This is a genomic window from Endozoicomonas euniceicola, assembly GCF_025562755.1.
Lineage (GTDB): Bacteria > Pseudomonadota > Gammaproteobacteria > Pseudomonadales > Endozoicomonadaceae > Endozoicomonas_A > Endozoicomonas_A euniceicola.
This window is the reverse complement of record NZ_CP103300.1, coordinates 6,173,034-6,197,649: the sequence shown is the minus strand read 5'-3', so window position 1 is coordinate 6,197,649 and position 24,616 is coordinate 6,173,034. Positions and strand designations below refer to the sequence as shown.

Here is a 24,616-nt window from a genome sequence, read left to right as displayed (position 1 = left end):
TGCTGTTGCCCACAGCTACTAATAACAATATGGGTCGATGCCAATGGCCAGAAAATCATTGCTTTCTTTTCCCTTCGCGTTTCTGGCGGCTACTTTGCTGTCAGGTTGTGATCAGACGGTGTCTGAACCACAGGAAATACTTCGTCCTGTTCGCTCTGTAACCGTGTCGCATTCAGACGCCGGATTACAGAAAACCTTTCCCGGTGTCGTCGAAGCTGTCCAGCAGGCCAGTCTTAGCTTCAGGGTGTCGGGTCGCCTCGCTGCACTGTCTGTCAAAGACGGTAGCGCTGTTCTTGCCGGGGAGGTGGTTGCCGCACTGGAGCCCGTTGATTTCGATATCCGTCTGAAAGACCGGCAGGCCAGTTATGAGGCGGCGAAAGCGGATTATGAAAGAGCCGTTCAGCTGATTGGCAAAGGGGCTATTGCCCGGGCTGACGTTGATAGCCTGAAAGCTAAATTAAGCACAGCCACAGCGCAGCTGGAAACCGCCCGGCAGGAGAAAGCCTATACCCGGCTACGGGCACCTTTCAGTGGTCGGGTGGCCAGGGTTTATGCGGATAACTACGAAGAAGTGTCGGCCAAACAGGACATAATGGTGTTACACGACCTGTCGTCATTGCTGATTAAGGTCGAAATGCCGGAGAGTGTGATTACCAGTGCTCAGCAAGAGCGCCAGCCTTTACGTTACAGTGCGCGTTTTGATGGCCTGGGCGATAAGGCGTTTCCCTTGCAACTATCGGCCTTTGCCGTCGAGCCCGACAGTGGCAGCCAGACTTATACCGTCACCTTTCTTCTCGCTAACCCTCTCGGCAGCCGGATTTTACCCGGTATGAGTGCCGACGTGGTCATTAAACAGTCATTGCCTGACAGTGACTGGCTGGTTATACCGGCGCATTCGGTACAGGAAGACAACGACGGACGTTTTGTTTATCTGGTTGAAGCGGCAGAGGCGGGTGTTGGGGTGGTGTTGCGTCGCCCCGTGCAAACGGGGCGATTACTGGCTTCAGGTATCGAAGTCACTTCGGGCCTTGTTGCCGGTGAGCAGCTTGTCACTGCTGGTATGAGTCAGATGGTGGATGGCATGAGGGTAAAATGGACTGAGGGAGAACTGTGATGTCTATAACCCGCGCTGCAATCGTCAATAATCGAACGACACTGGTTATGTTATTGGTATTGGTGCTGTCTGGCCTGCAGGCTTACCAGAATCTTCCCAGGGCTTATGATCCGGGGTTTGTTATTCGTGTCGCCAAAGTGATTACCCAGTTTCCCGGTGCCAGCCCTGAACGGGTAGAGACCCTGATTACCGACAAAATTGAAAAAGCGGTCCGGGAAATTCCGGAGCTGGATTTTGTCAAAAGTTCATCCCAGACCGGTACGTCAATTGTCACCGTCAATATTCAGGAGCGCTATACCCATATGCGCCCGATATGGGACAGCCTGCGCCGTAAAATGGAAGGCATTGCCGGTGAGTTGCCTGAAGGTACCATTGGTCCTGTTGTCAATGATGAGTTTGGCGAGGTGTTCGGGGTGATGGTGACCCTGACCGGTGAGGATTTTTCTTACCGTGAGCTGAAGAGCATTGCTGATGATGTCCGTGATGAGTTTCTGCGCTTACCGGAAGTCGCCAAGGTAGAGATTTATGGTGCCCAGGAAGAACGTATTTTTATTCGCTATGACAATGATCACCTTGGTCAGCTTGGCTTATCTCCGGGTTTGCTGATGCAGCAACTGAGCAGCCGGAATATTGTTGTCCCCGGTGGTGCCATCAATCTGCGTCATGAACGCATTGAACTGGAACCGACGGGCAATTTTGAAAGTGTTAACGACATTCGTCAGACAGTTATTCCGGTACCGGGCAGTGACAGAGTGTTGCACCTGGACGATGTTGCCACGATTGAGCGTGGCTATGTTGACCCGGTTCGAAGTCTTGTTAAAGCCTCTGGTGTGCCAGCGCTGGCTTTAGGCATTGCCATGCGGGAAGGAGGAAATAACATTCAGCTGGGGCAGCAGGTTGAAGCTGCCATGGTGCAGTTGCAGGAGATTTATCCGCTAGGCATAAACTTTGGGCTGATGCATTTTTCACCTGAGGAGGTGAAAAACAAAGTGAATGATTTTGTCTCTAACCTGATGCAGGCGGTGCTGGTGGTGTCGGCGGTTATGCTGTTCAGCCTTGGCCCCCGAACCGGGTTAATTGTCGCCACCCTGATTCCAGCCAGCATGATTGCTGCGATGCTGGTGATGTCACTGATGGGGATCGGTCTTGACCAGATTTCACTGGCGGCGCTGATTATTGCCCTGGGGATGCTGGTGGATAATGGCATTGTTATGGCAGAGAACACCATGGTGCAGATGCAGGCAGGCAAGCAGCCGGTTGAGGCTGCGGTTGATTCGGCGGGTGAGTTGAAGATACCACTGCTGACGTCTTCATTAACGACAGCGGCTGCCTTTCTGCCCATTTATCTGGCCGAGTCCGCCGTGGGTGAGTTTACGGCTTCCCTGTTTCTGGTAGTGACGATCACGCTGCTGTGTTCCTGGGTGTTATCACTGACCCTGATTCCTCTGCTGTGCGTGATGTTCCTGAAGGTCAAGCCACAACCGGCAGATTATACCCGGGGCATTTATAACGTTTACCGTCGTTTGCTGGAAGGATTGCTGGCTCATCGTCTGGTAACACTGGGCGTGGTGATTCTGTTGTTTGTGGCTGTGATGAATGCGTTTCAGTATGTGCCGAAGATTTTCTTCCCCGCCTCGGATCGCCTCTATTTTAAGACAGAGTTGCAGCTTCCTCCGGGAACCAGCATTGACAGAACGCAGGCAGTCGTGAATGAGCTGGATCGCTTTATTGCTGAAGAACTGACGGTTTCCGGTGAACGCCACGAAGGGGTCACCAGTTGGGTCAGCCATATCGGTTCCGGAGGCAGCCGTTTTGTTCTGCAGCACAGTCCGGAACCTGCCCGGTCCAATTATGCCCTGATGGTGCTGAATACCAGTTCCGACTGGGTTATTGACGAGATGATGCAAAAGCTGGATGCCTTTGGTTTTGACCAGTTTCCGGACTTGCAAATCAGCAGCCGCAGGATAGAAAGCGGTGTTTCCATTAAAAATCCGGTGGAAGTGCGCCTCTATGGACGGGAGACTGATCAGTTGTTCCGGCTGGTTCAGCAGGTTAAACAACAGATGTCCGAAGTTCCGGGTTTGAAGACAATACGTGATGACTGGGGGCCCCGTATTAAGAAATTGCAGGTCGTCATCAATCAACCCAGGGCATTGCGGGCAGGCGTTACCAGTCAGGATATTGCCATGTCGCTGCAAACCGGCCTGAGTGGTCTGGAACTGACTCAGTTCCGTGACGGAAGCGAGGTCATTCCTGTTATTTTGCGCACCACTGAAGGAGACAGGCAGGACATTGGCAAGCTGGAGTCGTTATCGGTCTTTGTTCAGTCGACGGGGCAAACGCTGCCCCTGAAACAAGTGGCGGATATTGAAATAGTCTGGCAACCGGGCGAAATTCTGCGCCGGGATGCACTTAAAGTGGTTTCTGTCGGTGCTCAGCTGGATGGCAGTATAACGGCAGCTGCAGCCTTTGCTGAGCTGACACCCTGGTTGCAACAGCAGCAGGCGCACTGGCCGGCAGGCTACCGTTTTGAACTGGGCGGAGAGGCAGAGAGTTCTGGTAAAGCCAATGCCGCTATTGCTGCGAAAATGCCTCTGGCGGCTTTTGTCATACTGATTCTGCTGGTGGCGCAGTTCAATTCCATTCGCAAACCGTTCATTATTTTGATGACGATTCCCCTGGGAATGATTGGCGTGATTGCCGGGTTGCTGGTAGCCCGGTCCTTCTTTGGCTTTATGACCTTGCTGGGGGTGATTTCCCTGGCCGGTATTGTCATCAATAATGCCATTGTGCTGCTTGAGCGTATAAGGTTTGAGCAGGAACAGAATCAGCTGCCAATACAGGAGGCCATTGTCGTCGCTGCCCAGCGTCGTTTAAGGCCCATTCTGCTGACCACCGCCACGACCGTTTTGGGCATGGTTCCGCTTTATCTGGGGGGTGGATTGATGTGGGAGCCTATGGCGGTGGCGATTATCGCAGGCTTGCTGTTTTCAACGTTGTTGACACTGGGTGTTGTGCCGGTGCTGTATTCACTTCTGTTCGGTAAGCCAGAACGGACCAGCAGCCTGACCCCGGAAACCATTGCTCCGCAATGAATCTGGCCTGATAAATAGCGGCTGAAGTTGTGTGACTTCAGTCGCTTTTGTTTTCTGAGCTGGAAATCTTTGACTGTTTTTTTATCGACTATTATTGGAGTAATATTCATAACCGCTAACGTGTTGAACCATGACCGAAGTTCTGCTTGCGACTTTCACCGGATTTATTGTTGGGGTTCTTTTCAGCTTCTTAAAATTACCGATACCCGCACCGCCGGTGTTGCCTGGTGTGATGGGAATTGTCGGTGTCTATCTGGGGCATGAAGCTTTCCAGCTTTTAATAAAGCATCTGGCGTCCTGATTCCAGGGCGGCAAGGCCTAAAACAATTGTTTAAAATGGTTCAGCCCATTAAACTGCGCGTTTGGATTTGTTTCGAGCGTTGACAGAATGGCAGAGTCGAACCGGCAGCTCACATCTTGGTTAATTATTCTTGCGGTAATGGCTGTGCATCTGGCACTGGCCTCCGGCCTTCCCCTGGGCGTTGATGAAGCCCATTATGCGTTGTATGCCCTGCATCCTGGCCTGAGTTATTTTGACCACCCACCCATGGTTGGCTGGTTGCAGTTGTTGATTGCGCCACTGGGTTATAACGAGTTTACCATTCGACTGATCCCTGCGCTGTTGTACGCATTGTCCAGCGCTGTGGTTCTGCGCCTTTGCAAAACCATGTTCAACGATGAATCCGGCAGAATCGGGCTTGTCGCTGTGTTCCTGCTGAATACAGCGCCTATCCTGCAACTGATGGGCTGGGGAATGGTTCCGGACCTGCCGTTGATGGTGGTTGCACTGCTGGCGGTTAAAGTGACCTGGCGGCTGTATCTGCACAACCGGGTAGTCGACTGGATGGTTCTCGGTGGACTTTATGGCCTGGCCGGACTGTCCAAGTATACGGCACTCTTTCTGCCTATTGGTCTGATAGGTTTTATGTTCCAGCGCCTGGGGTGGCGCTGGTTGCGGCAACCCGGTCCCTGGCTGGCGGCGGGTATCGCCCTTATCCTGATTTCGCCGGTACTGATCTGGAACTTTCAGCACGACTGGGCTTCCTTTGCTTATCAGCTGGACCGGGGCATTGAAGTCAGTGTCTGGTCCCTGAAGGATGCACTGGGTATGCAGGCCGGTCAGATGTTGTTATACAGTCTTCTCGCTTACGTGGCTGGCATTGCCGTTGTTATCAGTGTACTGCGTGGTCGCTTTCCTCAGGAACACAGGCCAGCAGCCTGGCTGATCATCTGGAGTGCCTGGCCGGGCCTGCTGGTTGTGGCTTATTCTGCCGGAGGTGATGCTGTATTACCTAACTGGCCTGCAATGATGTGGACGGTTCTGGCACCTCTCAGTGCCTGTTGGATTTGCCTGAGCTGGGAGAAACTGTGGGTTAAAATCCTGACGCTGGTTTCCAGTGTGCTTTCTGTCGGTATTATTGCTTTTGTTTTTGCGTTTCTTGCCTTTATGCCCCTGTCAACGTTCCCGTTTATGAAGGGAGCCATTAAAGACCTGGTGGGCTGGAAGCAGGCTGCGGTTCATGCCCGGCAGCTGCTGGAAGAAGTTCGGCAGGAAACGGGCAGTGATGAGCCGGTGCTGCTGGTGGATAACTGGGTGCGTGCCAGCCGTATTGCCTGGTATGCCTATCCTTTGCCGGTGCAGGTCATTAGCGGCAGGGTTTCCCAGTTCGATTTCTGGTACGGTAGGCCTGACTCTGACAGCCGTGGCATCTTGATCCGTGATAACCGTTCCATCCCCGAGGATGGACGTTATGAGAAAGCAGGTATTGTCTGCCAGCTTCGGGATGTTCTCAATACGGGTGTCGATGGTGTTGAGGTTAACCGCTTCCAGTTTTACTACTGTGCTCCGGAGTTGAAATAGCCATTAGCTGGGAAATAGCCATTAGCTGGGAAATAGCCATTAGCTGGGAAATAGCCATTAGCTGGGAAATAGCCTTTAGGGAAGCAGCAGAACATAATATACCGCTGTTGGCTGTTGGCTGTTGGCTGTTGGCTGTTGGCTGTTGGCTGTTGGCTGTTGGCTGTATGAGCAGCTAATAGCCAACAGCCAACAGCCAAAAGCCCGGTAAGTTATTGAATGCTGCGCCCCTTAGCTGGGAAATAGCCATTCGCTGAATGGCATCCAATGAATGTGCCGCGTTTACAAGCAGCTTTTTGCCAGGCTATGTAATGGCGGCATTTTCCTATTTAACAGAGCGTGAATGCCTACTTATCTATGTCAGACTGGATGGCTGGCGGGAGGTTTTATGGCAATTATACTCGTTTGTTCCAAGTTCACTTTCTTCAAATACCGCGATTGTTATAATGACGCTCCACTATTCCATGCCCACGAGACAACAAGGAATGCTCCAGACTTTTTTATCTGATCAAAATCCGTACTTCCGTCTGTTGAAATGGGCTACTTTGCTACTGTTGCCCTTCGCCCTGGTCTTTCATTTTGACAGCATCAACCAGTCAACCTTTCTTTGGCTGAATAATCCTGCCAATACCGTTGGTAGTGATGCCCTGTGGGTGGTTCTCACCAACTTTGGTGACGGCTTCTTTCTCTTTCCCCTGACCATGCTGCTGTTTGTGATGAAGCCCAGGCAGCAACTGGCCGTTATCCTGACCATGCTGACAGGAGCTGTTTTAATCCATTGCGGTAAATCCATGGTTGACTCATTGCGCCCTGCCGGTGAACTGGGAACCGAAATGCTGAACATTATCGGGCCAACGGTGCGCAAACAGTCGTTGCCTTCCGGGCATACCGGCACTGTTTTTCTTCTGGTAGGGCTGGTTCTGGCGCATTACAAGGGGGCAGCTCGCTGGTGGGTGTTACTGTTTGGTGCCTTGGTTGCCTTTTCACGTATCGTTGTCGGAGCCCACTGGCCGCAGGATCTGGTCTGGGGAATCTGGGTAGGAATCCTGGCAGCGGTTATCGGTTCTACGCTGGCTGACAGAATCGGTTCTGGCTTGAAATCACGCCTGTTTATGCTTTTTTTGACCGGCGTCTGTGCGGTCTTCCTGCCATTTTATGACAATGGTTTTCAGGAGTATTTCCCGTTCCTGATTTACTGGCAATATGCCCTGGCTGGCCTTTCCCTGGTGCTGGCACTGGTGACGCTGTTTACCCTTTACAAGGATTATGTTGAGGCAGACCTGTTTGTTGAAGGCACTCTGGTCAATAAACTCTATAAGCTGGTTCAGCGGCTGGTTAAGTTTGGCCTTGTGGGCGCGACCGGGTTTGTGGTTGATATGGGCGTTTACTGGTTGCTGTCGGTTGCGCTGGGTATTCCACACCTGGTGGCCCGTGGCGGCTCTTACTGGGTCGCAGCGAGCTGGAACTGGTTCTGGAACCGGACGTTTACCTTCAGCCATGTGGAAAAAAGGAAGAAGGCTCCCCAGTGGATCAAGTATCTGTCCATGTGTATGGTCAGCTTCCTGCCAAACTGGGGTTCTTATTACCTGCTGACGAAGTTTGTTCCATTCTTTGCGGACTTTAAGATGCTGGCAATGGTTGCGGGTGTTCTGGCGGGTATGATGTTTAATTTTACGTTTGCGTCTGTGTTTATTTTTGCCACTGGTAGAGATGCCAGTGTAAGGGAAGGGTAGTCCCATGAAAGTAGATACCATGAGGGTAATCGACCACTATGTTGGTGTGCCGTTGTGTTTTCTGTTGAAGCTGTTGTTTAAGGTTAAAGAGCTGATTTTCAGGCCAAAGGAAAAACAGCCTGAGAATGTATTGTTTATTGAGCTGTCTGAAATGGGCAGCGCGATTCTGGCCGACCCGGCGATGCGCTGGCTAAAAGATCAGGGCAAAACACTGCACTTTGTTATTTTTAAAAAAAATGCGGCCAGCCTGAAGCTGCTGAGCACGATTCCTGCTGAGCAGATTTTTACGATTCGGCCAGACAGTTTATTTACGCTGGCCTTTGACAGTCTGCATTTTCTGGTCTGGTGCCGTCAGCGTAAGATTGATACGACCATCGACCTGGAGCTGTTTTCACGTTTTACGGCGTTGTTGTCACGACTCTCCGGGGCGGTGAATCGCACGGGTTATCACGGTGTTCATGAAGAGGGTTTGTATCGGGGAAACTTCCTGACTCACCCGGTTATGTATAACCCTCATCACCATATTTCCCTTAACTTTATGGCGCTGGTTCAGGCCTGTCTTGGGGAGAAAGGGCAACCTTACCAGAGAAAACTGCTGGATCAGAATGACATCGAACTGGCCCGTGCTGAGGTGGATGAACCGCTTAAGCAGTCGGTACTGAGCAAACTGGTGGATTTGAAGCCAGATTTCAGTACTGACACATTCAGAATAATGCTGGTCAACCCAAATGCCAGTGATCTGTTGCCGCAGCGGCGCTGGATGCGGGAACGTTACGCCAGTGTTATCAGCCGGGTACTGAATGACTATCAGGATATTCTGGTAGTGATTACCGGTGCGCCTGCTGAAAAAAGCGGGGCTGAAGAACTTAAGCAGATGGTTGGGCATGAACGTTGTGTTAATAGTGCCGGCGTGTTTACTTTTGCAGAGCTGGTACCACTGTATTCGGTTTCCTACCTTATGCTGTCGAATGACTCTGGGCCACCACACTTTGCGTCGGTGACTGATCTTAAAACCTTTGTTATTTTTGGTCCGGAAACGCCAAAGCTTTACGGGGCTCTGGGTAACTCAACACCTATTTATGCGGGACTGGCCTGCTCTCCCTGTGTCAGTGCGGGGAACCATCGTAAGACCACCTGTTTTGATAACCAGTGCCTGAAAGCGATCAGTGTGGATGATGTGATCAACACCCTGAAGCCAACGCTGGATGCTCATATAATCACGCAGCAGAAAGCGTGATTTATCGGGAATCTGAAGCTTGGAATATACTGCTCCGCTCTTGGCTCTTGGCTCTTGGCTCTTGGCTCTTGGCTCTTGGCTCTTGGCTGCTGGCTGTTGGTCAGTCAGCTAATAGCCAACAGCCAACAGCCAACAGCCAAGAGCCAACAGCTAAAAGCCAAGAGCCAACAGCTAAAAATCCGGTATATTTCAGATTGCTACCACCCTAAGGCGTGATTTATAGGGGCTTAATCGCAACATTTCATTACCGGATGATGTGTTACACTGATTTTTAATAAGAGGTTTAATTTTCGTATACGAGAGTTCATGGATGAACCTGACAACAAGAATTTTGCGAGCGCGCAAGGAAAAACGATTATCGCAACAGGCTTTGGCTGATTTGATTGGGGTTTCCCGCAGTGCACTGGCACAGTGGGAAACAGAAATGAGCAGCCCGAGTCTGGAAAATCTGCGTAAAATGGCTGAAATTCTGGAAATTTCTTTTGAATGGGTGGCTACAGGGCGGGGAAATCAATACCTGACATCACCGGTTGATTCCATTTGTGATACGGAAGTCGATAGTGAAATTCTGCGTGCATTAAACCGGATGAATCTGAAGAAAAAACGAGCCATTCTTAATGTCATGAAGGCTATGGCCTGATTAGAATACTTCACGCTATTTTTATTATTCATGTGCAGGGCAGAATCATTGAGATTTGCCCTGTTTTTTTTGTGACTAAGAAAATTTACTTAACAGCTTCTTTGAGTTTGTTGCCTGGTTTGAACTGAGGCATTTTACAGGCAGGTATATGTATTTCCTGCCCTGTTTGCGGGTTTCTCCCTTTTCGGGCTGCCCGGTCCGTTATCGAAAATGTACCAAAGCCAATCAGCTGCAGGGCATCTCCCATAGCAAGAGAGTCCTGAGTCTGGTGTATAAAGGTATTGACGACCAGAACTGCTTTATTTTTTGATAAACCAGAACGGTCGGCCACCTGTTCGACAAGTTCTTTCTTGTTCATGTTCAAGCTCGGATTTATTACCTGTGAGTGGAACAAGAATCCCGGGTTATAACCAGAAAAGTCATAACCCGAGAACCAGAATTCCTGATTAAGCAGGAATAGAGTTAAGTGTGCTGATAATAAGTGACCTCCCCATTCAGCTGAAGAGCTATCGCCGGATTGTTTTCAACAGTATTAATAGTGACCAGAGGGTCAGTTGTGTCAGTTGTGCAAGTTTTGTCCGTTAAGGCCTTAGAGGTTGGGTGGGTTGTGGACAGGGGATTATTAGTGCAAGTTGAGTCACCGTTCTCTGATTGTGTGCAAGGGGTCATGAGTTTTACCTGATTTGCATCACTTTCCGCAGAGCTTTCACTCATAAGCTTGAGCAGCTTATTGCTAAAATCATCAGCTTGAGCGATCCCTTTGAGTGCCTGCAAACCATCCAGGTTTATGATCGAGTGCTTTATATCATAATTATTGATTGTGGTATCTGCCTCTGTGACAAGATGCCGGGCCTCTAAAATAAGATTCGGGTCTTTATTGGAAGGTGAGTGAGACTGATTTTTTCCGACACCAAAACTAATGCCGCTACCCAGTGGCGACACAGACGAGTCAAATTTAATGATGCCGTCAGGCATTGATGCACCTTTGATTAGATCGGATTCAGTACGATCAAAGTGCAGCTCAAATTTGTGTGCAGCGGCTGGATCAGCAGGTTGTACCGATACAGTTGCAAGGCTTTTAGCAGAGACGCTGTCTAACTTGTAAACATTATCACCAGCGACAGACGAATCTTGAGGATCAAGCTCTTTACCCTGGTACTTGACGGTAAAGCTTGTTGTAAATGATTTATTTGCAACACTGTTCTTGAGTTGCAGGTAAAGAGGGCTGTGAGGTGTGAGCCTGCTCTCCATCATTTCCTTAATCATCAGACCGGCAGGGAATTCGCTGTTGTAGAAACAAGCGCCTCCATTACTGCAGTTCCAGTGAACATGAGCGTAAGCTGATGATTCATAAGGTGTCTCCATACTAATTGGATAGGCTGTAAAGTTATCCAGAACAGCTTCATTCAGATATTCGACTTGATCGGGGCTGTTCGATTTAGTGACACCTCCCAGGAGTTCAACAGGGTACTCACTGACGGGTGAGTTAGAAATAGTGCCATGGTCAATTGTTTGCTCTTTTTTAACGTCTGAGTCTCCAGTTTTGGAGATATCAGCCTGCTTGCCGTCTATGAGCATGCGATAAGTCGATGCCTTCTGGCTCACCAGGGTACGACTGATACAGACGGAATGCCATTGGTTGTCTGCTACGACAGGTTCGGCAAAGAATCCGTTGTTATGATCAGCAACACCAATTTGCCCCTTTTCGTTAAAGGCACCAAACAGGTGAGTTTTAGCCCCGGTAGGTGATGTCTCGTCGTAGTAACCAGCAAGAGCTGGAAATAGTTGGCTGCTTTTTGTAGCTTGTGTGGAAGTTTTGATGTCAAAACAGATCGTATAACTACCTTTAAACAGATCTTTGAAATCCTCAACTTGTAAAACACCTTTGCCAAGCTGTAAACCAGAGCCTATCGACCCCTGTACTCGATCGGCAGAACCTGAAATTTTTGCTGTAGCAGGGTAGGTTTGTGAAACAAGACTATCTTGCCCAGGCTGAAAATTATCAAACGTGTAATGAAGTGATGGTGATTCGACGCTAACAACAGCGTCAGTGTCAAGCTGTTCCAGCGTATGGTATTTTATAATTAATTTGGAAGGCTGATAGTGTTCCGGTAAAAGCTTCCCTTTTGACAATTTGCTGTCAAAAGTTATCTTATATTCAATGTCAGCTCTGTTTGATGAAGCCAGAGTTACGTATTTTGAGGGAAACTTAGTTTTACCAAGTCTGACTTTGTTGTATGAAATGCAGATGTGCTTTCCATAGGTTCCAATACCATTCTCAGCTGACAGACTGTCAAAATAACTCTCACGCTTTCCACCAATAATCAGCTTGTCTTGAATCTCTGCGATATCAGGCAGAAACTTTGCCTCTTGAGGTGTACCAGCATCATCCATTGCCTTGAAGCGAACAGTGACCTCTTGATCCTGGAAGAGGTTTTTCAGAAGCAGATTCCATTTATGATCTTTTGCACTTTGTGTAATTATGCCCTGATTTTTTGATCCTGCTTTTTTTATGATGTCACTCGACAGATGGACTGACACCCTGCCGTTTTCGAGAGGGTGAGTACCTCTGATAACGATACTATCAGTGTCACTTTTTAGAGAAGTCACCGCAAAGTCATAAGCCTGCGGGGCATGTACTCCTGGTAGGGAAAAACTTTTCTCCACTGATAGGCCAGTGTTTTGCAATTCATCGGTCGCAGTCAGGCTAAGGTCATAGGTCTTGCCGGGTTGCAGGCCATCCATCTGGACACTGAAATCGCCGTTGCTGATAGTGCCCGTAAAGGGCTTTGGAATACCTGTCACCTTTACGGTCACACTGCCTTTGGGCTCAGGCTGACCACTCTGGTCAATCGCCTTACCCTTGAGGGTGCAGTATCCCGCCGTCAGCTGGAAATTAGGGATGATCGACACCGTCGGACCGGTGGTGTCAACGGTGAGGAGCTTGCCGGTCAGGCTGGCATCCTGGTAGCCGCTGGCGGTAGCGCTCAGCTCCGGGGTGTAGCTGGTTTCAGTCAGGGTGCTGACGTTGAAGGCGAACGTACCTTTGTTATCCGCAATGACGGTGTCTGTTATCTCACTGCCCCGGGCCGGCTTCAGGGTCAGGGTGACTTTGGCATCAGGCGCTGCGCCGGAACCTTGCCATTGGGTTTGAGTGGTGGCAATACGGTCAGCCGGTTCTGTGTCCAGCTTCAGGGACATGGTGCCCAGAGGCGGAACCTGGAAGTCCTTAGACACCTCCTGGCCTTTGTTACCGACATCGTCGGTACCGACCAGCTTAACGTTATAGTGCTTGCCGGGGAGCAGGCCGGTGACTTTGACGGTGAAGTGGCCGCCAGTGATGATGCCGTTATAGGTCTTGCTCCCCAGGGTGGCGGTCACTTTACCGTTCTGGTCGGTTGAGCTACCGGAGAGGAGAAGACTTTTACTGGTCGCCTTGAGAGACGTCATGACGTTCGGGTCGAGTGTCAGCACGGGGCCGGTGGTGTCAACGGTGAGGAGCTTGCCAGTCAGGCTGGCATCCTGGTAGCCGCTGGCGGTAGCGCTCAGCTCCGGGGTGTAGCTGGTTTCAGTCAGGGTGCTGACGTTGAAGGCGAACGTACCTTTGTTATCCGCAATGACGGTGTCTGTTATCTCACTGCCCCGGGCCGGCTTCAGGGTCAGGGTGACTTTGGCATCAGGCGCTGCGCCGGAACCTTGCCATTGGGTTTGAGTGGTGGCGATACGGTCAGCCGGTTCTGTATCCAGCTTCAGGGACATGTTGCCCAGGGGCGGGACCTGGAAGTCCTTAGACACCTCCTGGCCTTTGTTACCGACATCGTCGGTGCCGACCAGCTTAACGTTATAGTGCTTGCCGGGGAGCAGGCCGGTGACTTTGACGGTGAAGTGGCCGCCAGTGATGATGCCGTTATAGGTCTTGCTCCCCAGGGTGGCGGTCACTTTACCGTTCTGGTCGGTTGAGCTGCCGGAGAGGAGAAGACTTTTACTGGTCGCCTTGAGAGACGTCATGACGTTCGGGTCGAGTGTCAGCACGGGACCGGTGGTGTCAACGGTGAGGAGCTTGCCGGTCAGGCTGGCATCCTGGTAGCCGCTGGCGGTAGCGCTCAGCTCCGGGGTGTAGCTGGTTTCAGTCAGGCCAGTGACTTTAAAGAGGAACTCACCCTTGTTATCCGCAGTGACGGTGTTCTTTATCTCACTGCCCTGGGCTGTTGTCTTCAGGGTCAGTGTGACTGTGGCATTAGGCGCTGCGCCGGAACCTTTCCACTGGGTCTGGGCGGTGTCAATACGATCCGCCGGTTCTGTATCCAGTGTCAGAGACATTGTTGGCAGAGGAGGTGTTTTGAAGGTTGCGTGCTTAATTTTGCCGATATTATTCAGATCATCGCTGCCGATGATCTCGGCGACATAGGTGTTGTCGAGGGAAAGATTTTTCAGCTCGATGCTGAAATGACCTGCTTTAATCGAACCGACATAAGACTGTCCATTATTTAAATGAACGACCACGCTGCCATTGGGTTCCGGGTTACCGAATTTGTCGGTAGCTGTACCGGTCATAGTGTTGTTGCCTGCTATTGGTTTGAAGCCGGGGTCGACTTCCATAACAGGGCCAGTGCGGTCAATGGTGACATTGTCGCCAATGAGACTGGAATCCTGATAACCACCGACCGTAGCAGTCAGGGCAGTGCTGTAGCTACCTTCAATCAGGCTTAGAGCTATAGCAAAAAATCCCTGGTCATCGGCATCAACGGTTTCCTCAACGACATCCCCTTTAGTGGGGGTCAGGGTCAGGGTAACCTTGGCATTGGGCGCTGCGCCAGAACCTTTCCATTCAGTTTTGGTGAGGTTTGTACGCTCTGTCGGCGCTTCGTTTATTGTCAGCTGCATTGTGGGCATTAAAACTGTGAATGAATCCTGTTCTATTGCAGTGCCTGCCAACCCGGCCTGGCTGCCAGTGAAGGTGACAGTATGTCGAGCGAAGTCGAATGCATCACTGAACTGGTAGCTCCAGGTGTTATCGCTCTTAACCGTGATGGTGTCTGTTTTGCCTGCGAAGCTAATTTCCAGCTTACCCTCGTGAGGGAATGTACCCGTCCATTCCGGATTAGCATTACTTGATGAGTCGTCCGGGCGGGTTTGAATAATCAGCTCAGGTTTGGGAGGCTGATACTCGAAGGGGTAGTCCTGAGGAAAACTCGTATTACCGGCGGCATCAACAATGGTGACTTCAGCCCGGTACTGGCCTTGCTCGGGAACCGTCGCCGTGGCGTTGAAAGTCCCGTTTTCCACCGTTGCTGTTGTGGAAACGCTGACCCCGGGTTTGAAAACATTGACGAGTTTGATTGAGACAGTACTGCCGTTCTCCTTACATTGACCACTAAAGCTGATGTCAGGAACTTTATAGGTAGTCTGAAGCTGGTCAAGATTGAAAGCTGCCGGGGTGGTGTCGAGAGTTATGGATTCTTCTACCGTGTCGGATTCACCGCCATTGTCGGCATAGAGGGTTTTTAACTGACAGGTATAGATATCGTCTCCAGCCAGGGTAACTTTGAACTCTGCCTGACCGTCCTTATTGACCGTTGATTTAATGTCTTTACCCAGAATGGTAAGCACCACCGTTGCATCCGGTTGTGATTTGACGGTAAGCAGCAGATCTTCTGAATTGGTTATGCTGTCAGTGTCGCTGGTACCAGTATCTGGCTGAATTTTAAAATCGTAAGGTGTAGACCGAACCAGCAGTTTTGCTGTTTCAGTAACTTCGACACCGGCAGCGCTGACCATTGATGCGCTGAACTCTGTTAATCCATCGTTCAGGTTTGCCACAGCCTGTGACCATGTACCTTTGTCGTCGGCTGTTATTTTCCAGCTGTTATTCCCCTGAGTCAGGGTAAATGTCTGGCCCGGTGCGGTAGTACCTGTGATAATGGCTGCTTTGTTATAAGTGACGAAGTTATAGTTGTCATCACTGGCTGGATGATCGAATTCCAAAGCAGGCGGTTTAGAATCAACCTGCACAGAGAAGGCGCTTGAAGGCGCACTGCTGGCAGTGCCACTGGAGGCGGTGGCGGTTAATGTAAAACTGCCGTCTTTCCCTGTATTCCACTGGGTTGACCATTGTCCCTGGCTGGATACCTGAATCCCCTGTTTTATCACCACATCATCGCAGAGCAGGGTTACCTGAGTGCCAGTCGGGGCTACACCACTGATGGTTAGCTCTTTTTCTGAGGTGATATTGTCATCACCTGAGCCTGTATTGGGTGCAAATGAAGTGACGGCTGGAGCCGCCGGAGGTAAAGGTGTTTCATCATGAGCGATGTGCTTATGATTGTGCTCTAATGTTAAGGTTTCGCCGACAGAAGATAATACTTCCTCAGATTCTGTTGTTGAGGCTCCAAGAGCGTCACCTCTGGCGGCAATCTGTTCTGCCATTTCTTTTACAATTTCAGAGGCATCAGACTGGGTATTTACTTTCCTGTCGGTAGGCACAATGAAAGGAGGTTCCAATATTCCTTCTTTGGCAGGTGTTGGAGTGAGTGTCGATGCATCTGCACGCACAACAGGTTTTGCCAGAGGCTGCTGGGCAGCTATCTCTTGGGAAGGTCTGTCCTGAGAAGGTCTGTCGGGGGTGGTAATGATCTGTTCAGCAGCTTCGACCAGAGTTTCCAGGCCGGGGTCCTGAGACGCATCAGAAGATTCCGTCAATGCGTTGCTGAGGCTGGCTTCGCCCTGGCTTTCATACTTCAGAGTTTTGTTTTCTTGCTTAAAGACAATTTTGCCACCATCGCCGACAATGATTCTGGCGTCGACAGGTATTTTGTCGCCTTTCTTAAGCTTGATTTTATTACCGGTCTCGTCCTTGATGGTTACGTCACCTTTGACGCCTACGAAAAAAACCGGTGCACTCTCTGGATTATTAGCTGGGGCCATTTTTAACCTCGACAATCATTAAACTGCTGACAACTTCTTGTCAAAATTTTTAACATGGCTGATGAGTCAGTATTCTTCATCAAACCTCTTTTTCTGAAATTTCATTCAGCAACACAGGTAGGTGTACCTGTACAAACTTCATACCTTTACTCGACCCGGGTCATTCAGGATCAGGGTTCCCTCATGGCATTTTTCCTGGCACGAATAATAGGCTTCAACAGGTAGTCCAACACCGACTTCTTTCCGGTCAGAATATCGACGCTGGTCTGCATTCCCGGAATGATCGGTAGTGGTTTTTCAGAGCTGCCCAGATGGCTTTTTTCCGTTCTGACCCGAACAATATAGAAGCTCTGACCGTTTTCGTCCTGAATCGTATCGGCGCTGATGTGTTCGACCTGTCCTCTGAGGCTGCCATAGATCGCAAAATCGTAAGCGGTGATTTTGATAATGGCGGGCTGACCCAGTCGCAGAAAAGCAATATCCTTGGGACGAATCTGCGCTTCGATCAGGAGCTGATCCTGCAGCGGAACTACCTCCATTAACTCCATGCCAGGTTGTACAACCCCGCCCAGAGTATTGGAGTTGATCTTTTTCACTGTGCCGTCGACGGGTGAACGCACCAGGGTTCGGTTAACCCGGTCTTTCTGAGCCGTCAGATGCTCTTCCAACTGTGCCAGGCGGATACCGTTTTCTTTCAGCTCATGCAGTGCCTTCTGGCGGAAGTTGAGTTGCAGTTCAGGCTCTCTTTGCTGTGCGGCCTGTAAAGCCGATTCCAGTCTTGGAATAGCCAGCCTGGCACCGTCAAGATCACCAGCCAGTTCGTTCACCCTCTGTTCCAGACGCAGAAGTTCCACTTCTGAAACGGCTCCCTGCCTGGCCAGAGGTCGGGTTAATTCCAGCTCACGGTTCGCGAGCTTCAGGCTGTTGTTCAGATGTTTTTCTCTGGAGCGCATTTCGCTTAACTCCTGACGACTCTGCTTGACCTTTTCTTCTGCAATGGTCAGTTCTGTTTGCAGCGTCTGGCGACGATTATTAAACAGGCTGGTTTCCCGGATGATGTCTTTAATCTGGTCTTTAACATCCTCGCCAAAGTGCAGGTCGACCCCGTCGCTTTCGCTGCGCAGACGGTAGGCGGTGGCTTTAAGGCTGGAGTATTCGACTTCAGATTCCCGGAACATTGACAGAAAGCGGGTACTGTCCAACTGCATCAGCGACTGGTTTGCTTTAACCCGCTCGCCTTCACTGACGTAGATATCCGAAATGATGCCGCCTTCCAGATTTTGGATAACCTGCACCCTTGTAGAAGGCACCACCTTGCCGACACCCCGGGCAATTTCATCCAATTTGGCAAATCCTGCCCAAACCAGAAAAACCACCACGGTGATGACACACAGGTAAATCAGTGTGCGTCCGCCCTTGGGTGACTGGGTCAGGATGGCAGCACTGGTATCTGGCATATAGTTCATGGACAGCTGTTGCTGACGGTATTGACTGATACTGTTCAGAAGGCGCTGCCACGGGGTTGTTGGTCTGTTTTTCATAGTGTCACCTTTCCCTGTTCCAGGGCTTCAATGACTTTTTCCCTGGGCCCGTCAGCAATCAGGTGACCACGATCAAAAACGATGATGCGATCCACCAGATCCAGCATGCTGCTCTTATAGGTGGTAATGATCAGGGTCTTGTCTTCCGCTAACTCCCTCAGGCGTTCACGAAACTGGTATTCGGTGAGGCTGTCCATAGCACTGCAGGGTTCGTCAAACAGTAAAACACTGGGGTTGCTCAACAGGGCTCTGGCGAGCGCGACACTCTGGCGCTGGCCCCCGGACAGGTTACTCCCCCGTTCGGCAACGGGCATTTGCAGGCCAAGGGGGTGAAGGTTGGTAAATTCTGTAACGCCGCAAAGTTCGGCGACTTCGAGTACGGCTTCGTCTTCGACATAGCCAGCTCCCAGGGCAATGTTGTCGCGAACGGTGCCAAAGTAGAGCTGAGTGTCCTGAGATACGTAGGCTATACGATCACGAAGCTCGTGGGGTGAGAGTTGTTGCAGGTCAATACCGTCAACACGGATATGTCCGGCAGTGGGTGTAAAAAAGCGCATAAGCAGGCGCTGGAAGGTGCTTTTTCCTGAGCCCATACGACCAATAATGGCAACTTTCTCACCCGCTTTGATTTCAAGGCTGACGCCGTTCAGTGCCATGCCATGTTGTTTGGGGTACTGGAAGCTGACTCGGTCGAGAAGAATATTTTTAGAAATATCCGGTGTTTTCAGGGAACTGTTGTGGTTCTGCTGTTCAACGGGCAGTTCCATGACTTTGTTCAGGGCGGTCAGCGCAGATTTTGCCTGGTAGTAGCGGGTTGAAAGCGCGGATAGCTGTGCAATAGGAGCCAGACTTCTACCTGAAAGCATAACCGCTGCGATCAGGCCGCCCATGCTGAGGTTTTGTTCAACAATCAAATAAACACCGCAGACCACAATACCAATGGTAACAAGCTGGATGACCAGCGAAGAGAGCGTTGCGGCAGAAGTCGTGATGGAGCGGGTGCGGATATCCCACATAGCTATATGGCCTGTGAGTTTCTCCCAGCGATGCTGAAGCTCTCCTTCCGCACTTTTGGCTTTGATGCCTTCAATACCACTAAGGGTTTCAACCAGGGCGGCGTGTTTCTGGGCACTGCTGCGCTGGGTGTTTTCAATGGCGGATCGAAGTCCGGGCTGTATAAACCAGCTGTGCAGGGCAATAATCACAATGCCTGCCAGGGGGACCAGCACCAGTGGTCCGCCGAGCAGACCGACAACAGCAAGAATGAACAGGGTGAAAGGAAGGTCGACCAGGGTGGCAACCGTCGAGGAGGTAATGAACTCGCGAATGTAATCAAATTCCTGCAGATGCCGTGCGAAAGAGCCAACGGAAACCGGGCGGGCTGAAAACTGTAACCCCAATGTCTGTTCAAACAGCTGTGCTGACAAGAGGATGTCAGACTTTTTACCGGCAATATCAATAAAGTGTGACCGGGTTGTTTTCAGTAGGTAGTCAAGGAAATAAGCAACGCCTGCACCGATGGCCAGTACCCACAAGGTGTCTGTTGCGTTATTCGGCACCACCCGGTCATAGACGTTCATGACAAACAGTGGACTGATGATGACGAACAGGTTGGCCACTACGGAGGCGATGATAACGTCACGATAGATTTTACGTGAGCGCAGTAGCGTTCCCCAGAACCAGTGACGTTCTGGCAGGTTCAGGGTTTCCGGGGTTCTTTCGTCGTACTGGTGTTTTTCTTTGACGAAGATAACCTCTCCGGTCATCTCCTGTTCTAACACGGCACGATCAACCAGTTCGCTGCCTCCGGACTCAGTAGTCAGTATCCGGTACTGTTCGCCGACCCTGTCGGTAATCAGGCAGGCTCGATGGTTCTTAAGCAGTAAAACGGCTGGAAGAACCAGGGCGTTGAGCTGAGCAAGATGGCTCTTAAGAGGCCGGGCAGATAGTCCGATCCGTTCAGCGGCCCTGATAAAGAGTGGAATATCCAGCTGCCCGTTTTCAAGGGGCAGGCCTGCGATCAGCGTACTGGATGAGGCGGTTATGTGGTAATGGCGACAGAGTTGCAGCAGGCATTCCAGCAAAGGGCTGGAGTGGCTGAATGTGGTCTGACCGTTCTTTCTTTCCCTGATTTCTGGCTGTTGCATATCTTCACTCATAAACAGTGGTTCCTTCTCACCTGAATGTGGTCAAACGATGAACGCCAGATCTGGTTAAGGCGGAAAGGAACCTGTCTTTGGGATGCCGGTTGAATCAGCAGCAAGCTCAAGCAATGAGCCAGAGACACGAACCCGTAGTTCATCAATGGTAGTTATGACCAGAAAATAAACGGATAGTTCAGAGTACGTTCGTACTAAGCGGCTCGGTGTTCCCCTGATTCATCCAGAAAATAGAGGGAAATTTCTGATCTTTCGAGTCATCAGCGGGTGATGACCTTATTATTAGCCGAATGTCCTTATTAAGAGTTTTATAACGATATGTACTTCTCGGCTAAGTAAAATAGTCGGGATTGTGAGGAGTGCAAGAACAGGGTTTTGGAGGTTGGGCCTTCCTGAATGCGTCATTTGAGATTGATGCTAACCTTGGTTCGGTGTTTTTGGATGATGTAGATGTTCGTTGTTTTAAACTACCGGGTTTGTCTTCGAATCATCTTCAAAGCCATCTGAATAATCTTGATTCGAAGGAGACCAAACTTGAATAAGTCAAAGTTATTCGTGCGTACCATATTTTCATTTTTTTTTATTCACTTTTCCTTGTCCGCCCTGTTTAACAGTTCATTGCTTTTTGCTGCCTCCGACAGTGTTGTTTGTGAAACCGTTGGCGATTTAACTTCAGGTTTTTCGGGAAAGGCGTTTTTAACAGACAGTCGTCAGGTGTGCTTTAAAACGGTTGACGATAACAGAGCGGTTTTCACCCCACCTTCTGCCAGTTCACTTTTCTATTTCCTGTCAACCGTTTTATCAGCTGCCGGAAGTGCCGGTGTTGTTTTTTCAGGCAGGTTCGGAGATGTATGGAGCCACAAAAACCAGTGGCTGACGGGATCACCTTCTCAGGCATCCGTTTTAGAAACATTGTTAAAAAACAGATTGATTCCTGATGCTTTTTTTTTCAGAGAGGTGAACGACAGAAAAAGAAACAGGCTTGAGGGAGAGTTGGAGCGGGCGATTGCTAACTGGCAGCAACTTGTTAAAAAATCGTCTTATCCTGCTGTGGCTATTTCTGTCAGCGATGCATCTATGCGGGTAGTCATTACCCGGAGCGACATTCTCCGGGGCACCAGCCTGGCTTCTCTGTACGAAGAGCTGATCAACATCCAGACGCAAAGCTATCTCGCACTACTGGATACTGAGGCGCTGAATGACATTGCAGGTATTGTCACTGGTGGTCTGGTGGCTTCCGGAAGTGGCGGTGATGGTGACGATAATGACAGCACTCATTATTCCTTCGATGCCGAACCCGATGCTGAGCCGCTGGTTATGGTCTATGACGACAGTGAGTATCCGGCGCAGGATTCAGCGGAAGAGCTGATCACGAAGAATCAGGAAAATAAACGACGACTGTTAAAAGTCCTCAGGAAAAAAATACAGCAGGCCATAGCTCTGGGCCATGGCGACCTGGCCCGGATTCTTGATAACAGAGTCATGCTGATTGAAGCTGACCTTGAGCACCTGAATGATTTGGAGACATCATCAGCCGGAATAACGGAAAACGATCAGGGTTCTCCGGGGATTTTGTCATTCCTGATGGCATCGCTGGTTACTGATAACCAGGAACTGCAGCAGCGTGATGACAAGGCCCTGATACAGGCACTGTCTCAATACTCCTTAGGCACTGATTACCAGAGCGTTCTTATTGTTTCCAGCGAGTTAACGCACGAAGAAGTCCTGTTCTATGACCGGTGGCAAAATACGGCCACGGGGCTGGTTTACCAGGCATTGAAAAGACGGCTGGTGCAACAGTTGCAGTCAGAAACAGACGACATTAACATGCCAACTCAACAAACTGAGTCTCTGATTTCCGGTCTTAAAGCACTGGTGCATCAATTCCGGGAGATGTTTTCAGCTGATCTTTCAAGCCGGTATGACGGCAGGCAGGTACCCCATCAAGGCAAACATAAAAGAGAACAGGAGTCTAACGCAGCCCCGGCAGCCGGAGACGGGCAAGAAATCAGAGTGAGTCGTAACACCCACACAAATATAGCATTCCAGAGCTATGAGAGGCGTGATCAGGAAGGCGACGAAGGGGATGAGCCACCTCGAAAAAAGGTACATACAGGAAGCAAGAATTGCCCACTCTGCAACCACGGAGTTTGCAGTCAGAAGGTATCAGAAGCCGATGGGAGTGGCTTAACCACGGCAGAAGAAAATGAGAAGTTACAGAGTGTTGACACCAGGCCTTCAGCAATCCAGCCCTATGAACCTGAGTGTGCCAAAAAGGATCCTCAACCTCTCGTCGGCACCCTGGATCTTGATCAGGAATGGAAGCGTGAACAGCAGAGCTTTGTGGCTGCCTGTTTCTCTGGGCTTACACCAGAAAGCCCGGTAGGAACAAATTATTGCGGGCTGACCTTTTCATGTCAGACACAATCATGGATCAATACAGAACTGAAGCTCTCATTTACAAGCTGCGACCTTGAAGGCAATCCAAAGAATAAGAATGATATCGGTGTCCAAATCAAGAAGGAAGATGGTAATCAATCAACACGTGCCTCCTGCTCATGTAAGGACTATCAGGATAATTATCATCCAATAATTGCACCCGCCCCGGGCTGTAACGAATTTCAGAGTTATCATCAGGATGCGATTATTGAGCACTCAATTAAAGAATCTATGAGTCTGGTATTTAATAGTAAGGAAGCAGGTCATCATCAGTTAAGGTTAGGCATTCTTGATGAGCATGCTGCCTTTTCAATGAAGTTAAGGTTAAGGACATGGTTTGAAGGGGAGTTTGATTGTCCTGCAGGACTTGTGCCCAGACAGCTCTTGCTTTTTGTAACCACCAGAGATTTTGAAAAAGATGGAAGAAATGCTGGCAATCGGGAAATGGTGAGAAACAGAGCAAAGCCATTAACCAGAGTCGCAACCATAGCTAAAGGCGATGAGGAGGTCATTATCCATGGAGAGGATAGTAATGGAGATCCAAAAACACACTTTAATCATTTAGCTGAAATATGGTTGCTTGGAATGTTTTGTAATGCAGTAGAAGAATATCCGTCTGAAGCTATCTACGAGATCCAAAATCGGGTCAGGGTACTTATTACACCTGCAGTTGTTTTTGCTCCCGAGACTGACAATATGGAAACACCTGTTTCCTCAGCTACAGTGCGTGATAGCCACTCCGATAATTCTGATAATCAAGATGCCATCGCCAGATGTTCCGGTTTAGGCGCTCTGACCTTCAAGTCCTCCCCTCCCCGGGCACAGCTAAAGCTATTGCCGGGTACATTGATTGATATACGCCTCAGAAACGCGATCAGCAGCCCCTCTTACAATACGTGCATATGCCCTCCCTAAATAACGAGGTAAGACCTGGTGGGATTCCAGACCTCCCGGAAAAGGTCGGGAGGCCTGTCTGGGCTATCTTTCCAGTTCCCGTTCCAGTGGGATCATGTGGTGCCTGGGTTGTACAACAAGCAGGTCGGTATCAATATCCGAAATCAGCTGTTCTGCAGTATTGCCCAGGGCAACGGCAGGCAGGCCGGTTCTGGCCTGGGTGCCCATAATCAGCAGGTCAGCTTGCAGTTCACGACCAAGCTCCGGGATCAGGGATTCTGCCGGGCCGGGGCGGACATGGATGTCTTTGGGCTGGATGCCGTAATTGTGGGCGTACTCCTGACAGTGTTTAAGGTAACGGTCTTTATCCGTCGCCCCATCGCCATGGTCCTGGATGGCGAGCATTGTGGTTGGATGGGCCGTAGCCAGATGCAGGGTGGCGCCATAAACATCGGCGGTGAGCCGGGCGTTTTGCAGGATGGCTTGATTCAGCTGGTGGTGGTGTGTGTCATCAGGGTCGCCATTGACTGCCGCCAGCATCTGCGAACTCTGATAACTGCGATCATGGCGAACCAGAAGAACAGGTACCCGGCACTGGCGCAGTAGGTTCCAGTCGTTCGGGGTAGAAAACGCACTGAGCAAGCCTCCTTCAGGCTTATAGTCTTTAACAACCAGATGGCAACGTTCCATCTGTCGTACATGAATAACGGTGTCGACCAGACTGTTTGACCATTTTTCCTGGGTGAAGACCTTTACGCCCTGATCCCGGATTTCGCTGGACAGTGCTTCAAGCTTTTCTCTGGAGGTTTCCGACGGTTTTGGGTTGGCAGACAGGACATGAAGCTCTGATTTGGTGGCCTTTGTAATCTCAACGGCACGATTCAGGGCGATCTGTTTTTTCTTGCGTGTATCAATCACAACAAGTACTTTAGCAACTCCTCGCATGGCTCTACACTCCATTTTATGTTCTTTTAATAGTGAT

The 24,616-nt window shown here is 50.2% G+C and carries 13 protein-coding genes; 8 read left to right on the top strand and 5 right to left on the bottom strand.

Annotation, left to right across the window (positions count from 1 at the left end):
* Window positions 1–43 precede the first annotated feature (43 nt).
* The 7 genes from NX720_RS25385 (at window position 44) to NX720_RS25355 (ending at window position 9,677) form a co-directional block, all read left to right on the top strand.
* Entirely contained in the window at window positions 44–1,114 is a 1,071-nt protein-coding gene (locus tag NX720_RS25385) for an efflux RND transporter periplasmic adaptor subunit (protein ID WP_262598395.1), read from the top strand.
* A complete protein-coding gene (locus tag NX720_RS25380) occupies window positions 1,114–4,209 on the top strand; it encodes an efflux RND transporter permease subunit (RefSeq protein ID WP_262598394.1) in 3,096 nt (1,031 codons plus the stop codon). Before NX720_RS25385 ends, NX720_RS25380 begins: the two co-directional genes overlap by 1 nt.
* 130 nt (window positions 4,210–4,339) lie before the next feature.
* Window positions 4,340–4,510: a XapX domain-containing protein gene (locus NX720_RS25375; protein ID WP_262598393.1), complete on the top strand. Its 171-nt coding sequence runs from the start codon at window positions 4,340–4,342 to the stop codon at window positions 4,508–4,510.
* Window positions 4,511–4,648: 138 nt separating this feature from the next.
* Window positions 4,649–6,070 carry a glycosyltransferase family 39 protein gene (locus NX720_RS25370; RefSeq protein ID WP_262598392.1) on the top strand — a complete coding sequence of 474 codons (1,422 nt, stop codon included), beginning with the start codon at window positions 4,649–4,651 and terminating at the stop codon, window positions 6,068–6,070.
* A gap of 461 nt (window positions 6,071–6,531) precedes the next feature.
* Window positions 6,532–7,800: a GtrA family protein gene (locus NX720_RS25365; RefSeq protein WP_262598391.1), complete on the top strand. Its 1,269-nt coding sequence runs from the start codon at window positions 6,532–6,534 to the stop codon at window positions 7,798–7,800.
* A 4-nt stretch (window positions 7,801–7,804) separates the two neighbouring features.
* Window positions 7,805–9,037, top strand: a complete 1,233-nt coding sequence (locus tag NX720_RS25360; protein ID WP_262598390.1) for a glycosyltransferase family 9 protein — start codon at window positions 7,805–7,807, stop codon at window positions 9,035–9,037.
* Window positions 9,038–9,347: 310 nt separating this feature from the next.
* The gene (locus NX720_RS25355; RefSeq protein WP_262598389.1) at window positions 9,348–9,677 is read left to right on the top strand and encodes a helix-turn-helix transcriptional regulator; all 330 of its coding nucleotides are present in this window, start codon (window positions 9,348–9,350) and stop codon (window positions 9,675–9,677) included.
* 85 nt (window positions 9,678–9,762) lie between these two features.
* On the opposite strand, the gene NX720_RS25350 is transcribed toward NX720_RS25355, so the two are convergent.
* From NX720_RS25350 to NX720_RS25335, 4 genes are all read right to left on the bottom strand, one after another.
* Window positions 9,763–10,035 (bottom strand): HU family DNA-binding protein, encoded by a 273-nt coding sequence (locus NX720_RS25350; RefSeq protein ID WP_262598387.1) that lies wholly within the window; start codon window positions 10,033–10,035, stop codon window positions 9,763–9,765.
* Between the two features lie 104 nt (window positions 10,036–10,139).
* On the bottom strand, window positions 10,140–16,601 hold the full coding sequence (locus tag NX720_RS25345; protein ID WP_262598386.1) for an Ig-like domain-containing protein: 6,462 nt from the start codon (window positions 16,599–16,601) through the stop codon (window positions 10,140–10,142).
* A gap of 170 nt (window positions 16,602–16,771) precedes the next feature.
* Complete coding sequence (locus tag NX720_RS25340) at window positions 16,772–18,142, bottom strand: HlyD family type I secretion periplasmic adaptor subunit (RefSeq protein ID WP_262598385.1); 1,371 nt, start codon at window positions 18,140–18,142, stop codon at window positions 16,772–16,774.
* Complete coding sequence (locus NX720_RS25335; RefSeq protein ID WP_262598384.1) at window positions 18,139–20,301, bottom strand: type I secretion system permease/ATPase; 2,163 nt, start codon at window positions 20,299–20,301, stop codon at window positions 18,139–18,141. The genes NX720_RS25340 and NX720_RS25335 overlap by 4 nt, the downstream gene beginning before the upstream one ends.
* A gap of 534 nt (window positions 20,302–20,835) precedes the next feature.
* Between NX720_RS25335 and NX720_RS25330 the strand changes: the two genes are divergently transcribed.
* Window positions 20,836–23,655, top strand: coding sequence for a hypothetical protein (locus NX720_RS25330; protein ID WP_262598383.1), 2,820 nt, complete (start codon window positions 20,836–20,838; stop codon window positions 23,653–23,655).
* Window positions 23,656–23,718: 63 nt separating this feature from the next.
* Here the strand turns inward: NX720_RS25330 and NX720_RS25325 are convergent, their stop codons facing one another.
* The gene (locus tag NX720_RS25325) at window positions 23,719–24,579 is read right to left on the bottom strand and encodes a universal stress protein (RefSeq protein ID WP_262598382.1); all 861 of its coding nucleotides are present in this window, start codon (window positions 24,577–24,579) and stop codon (window positions 23,719–23,721) included.
* Window positions 24,580–24,616 lie beyond the last annotated feature (37 nt).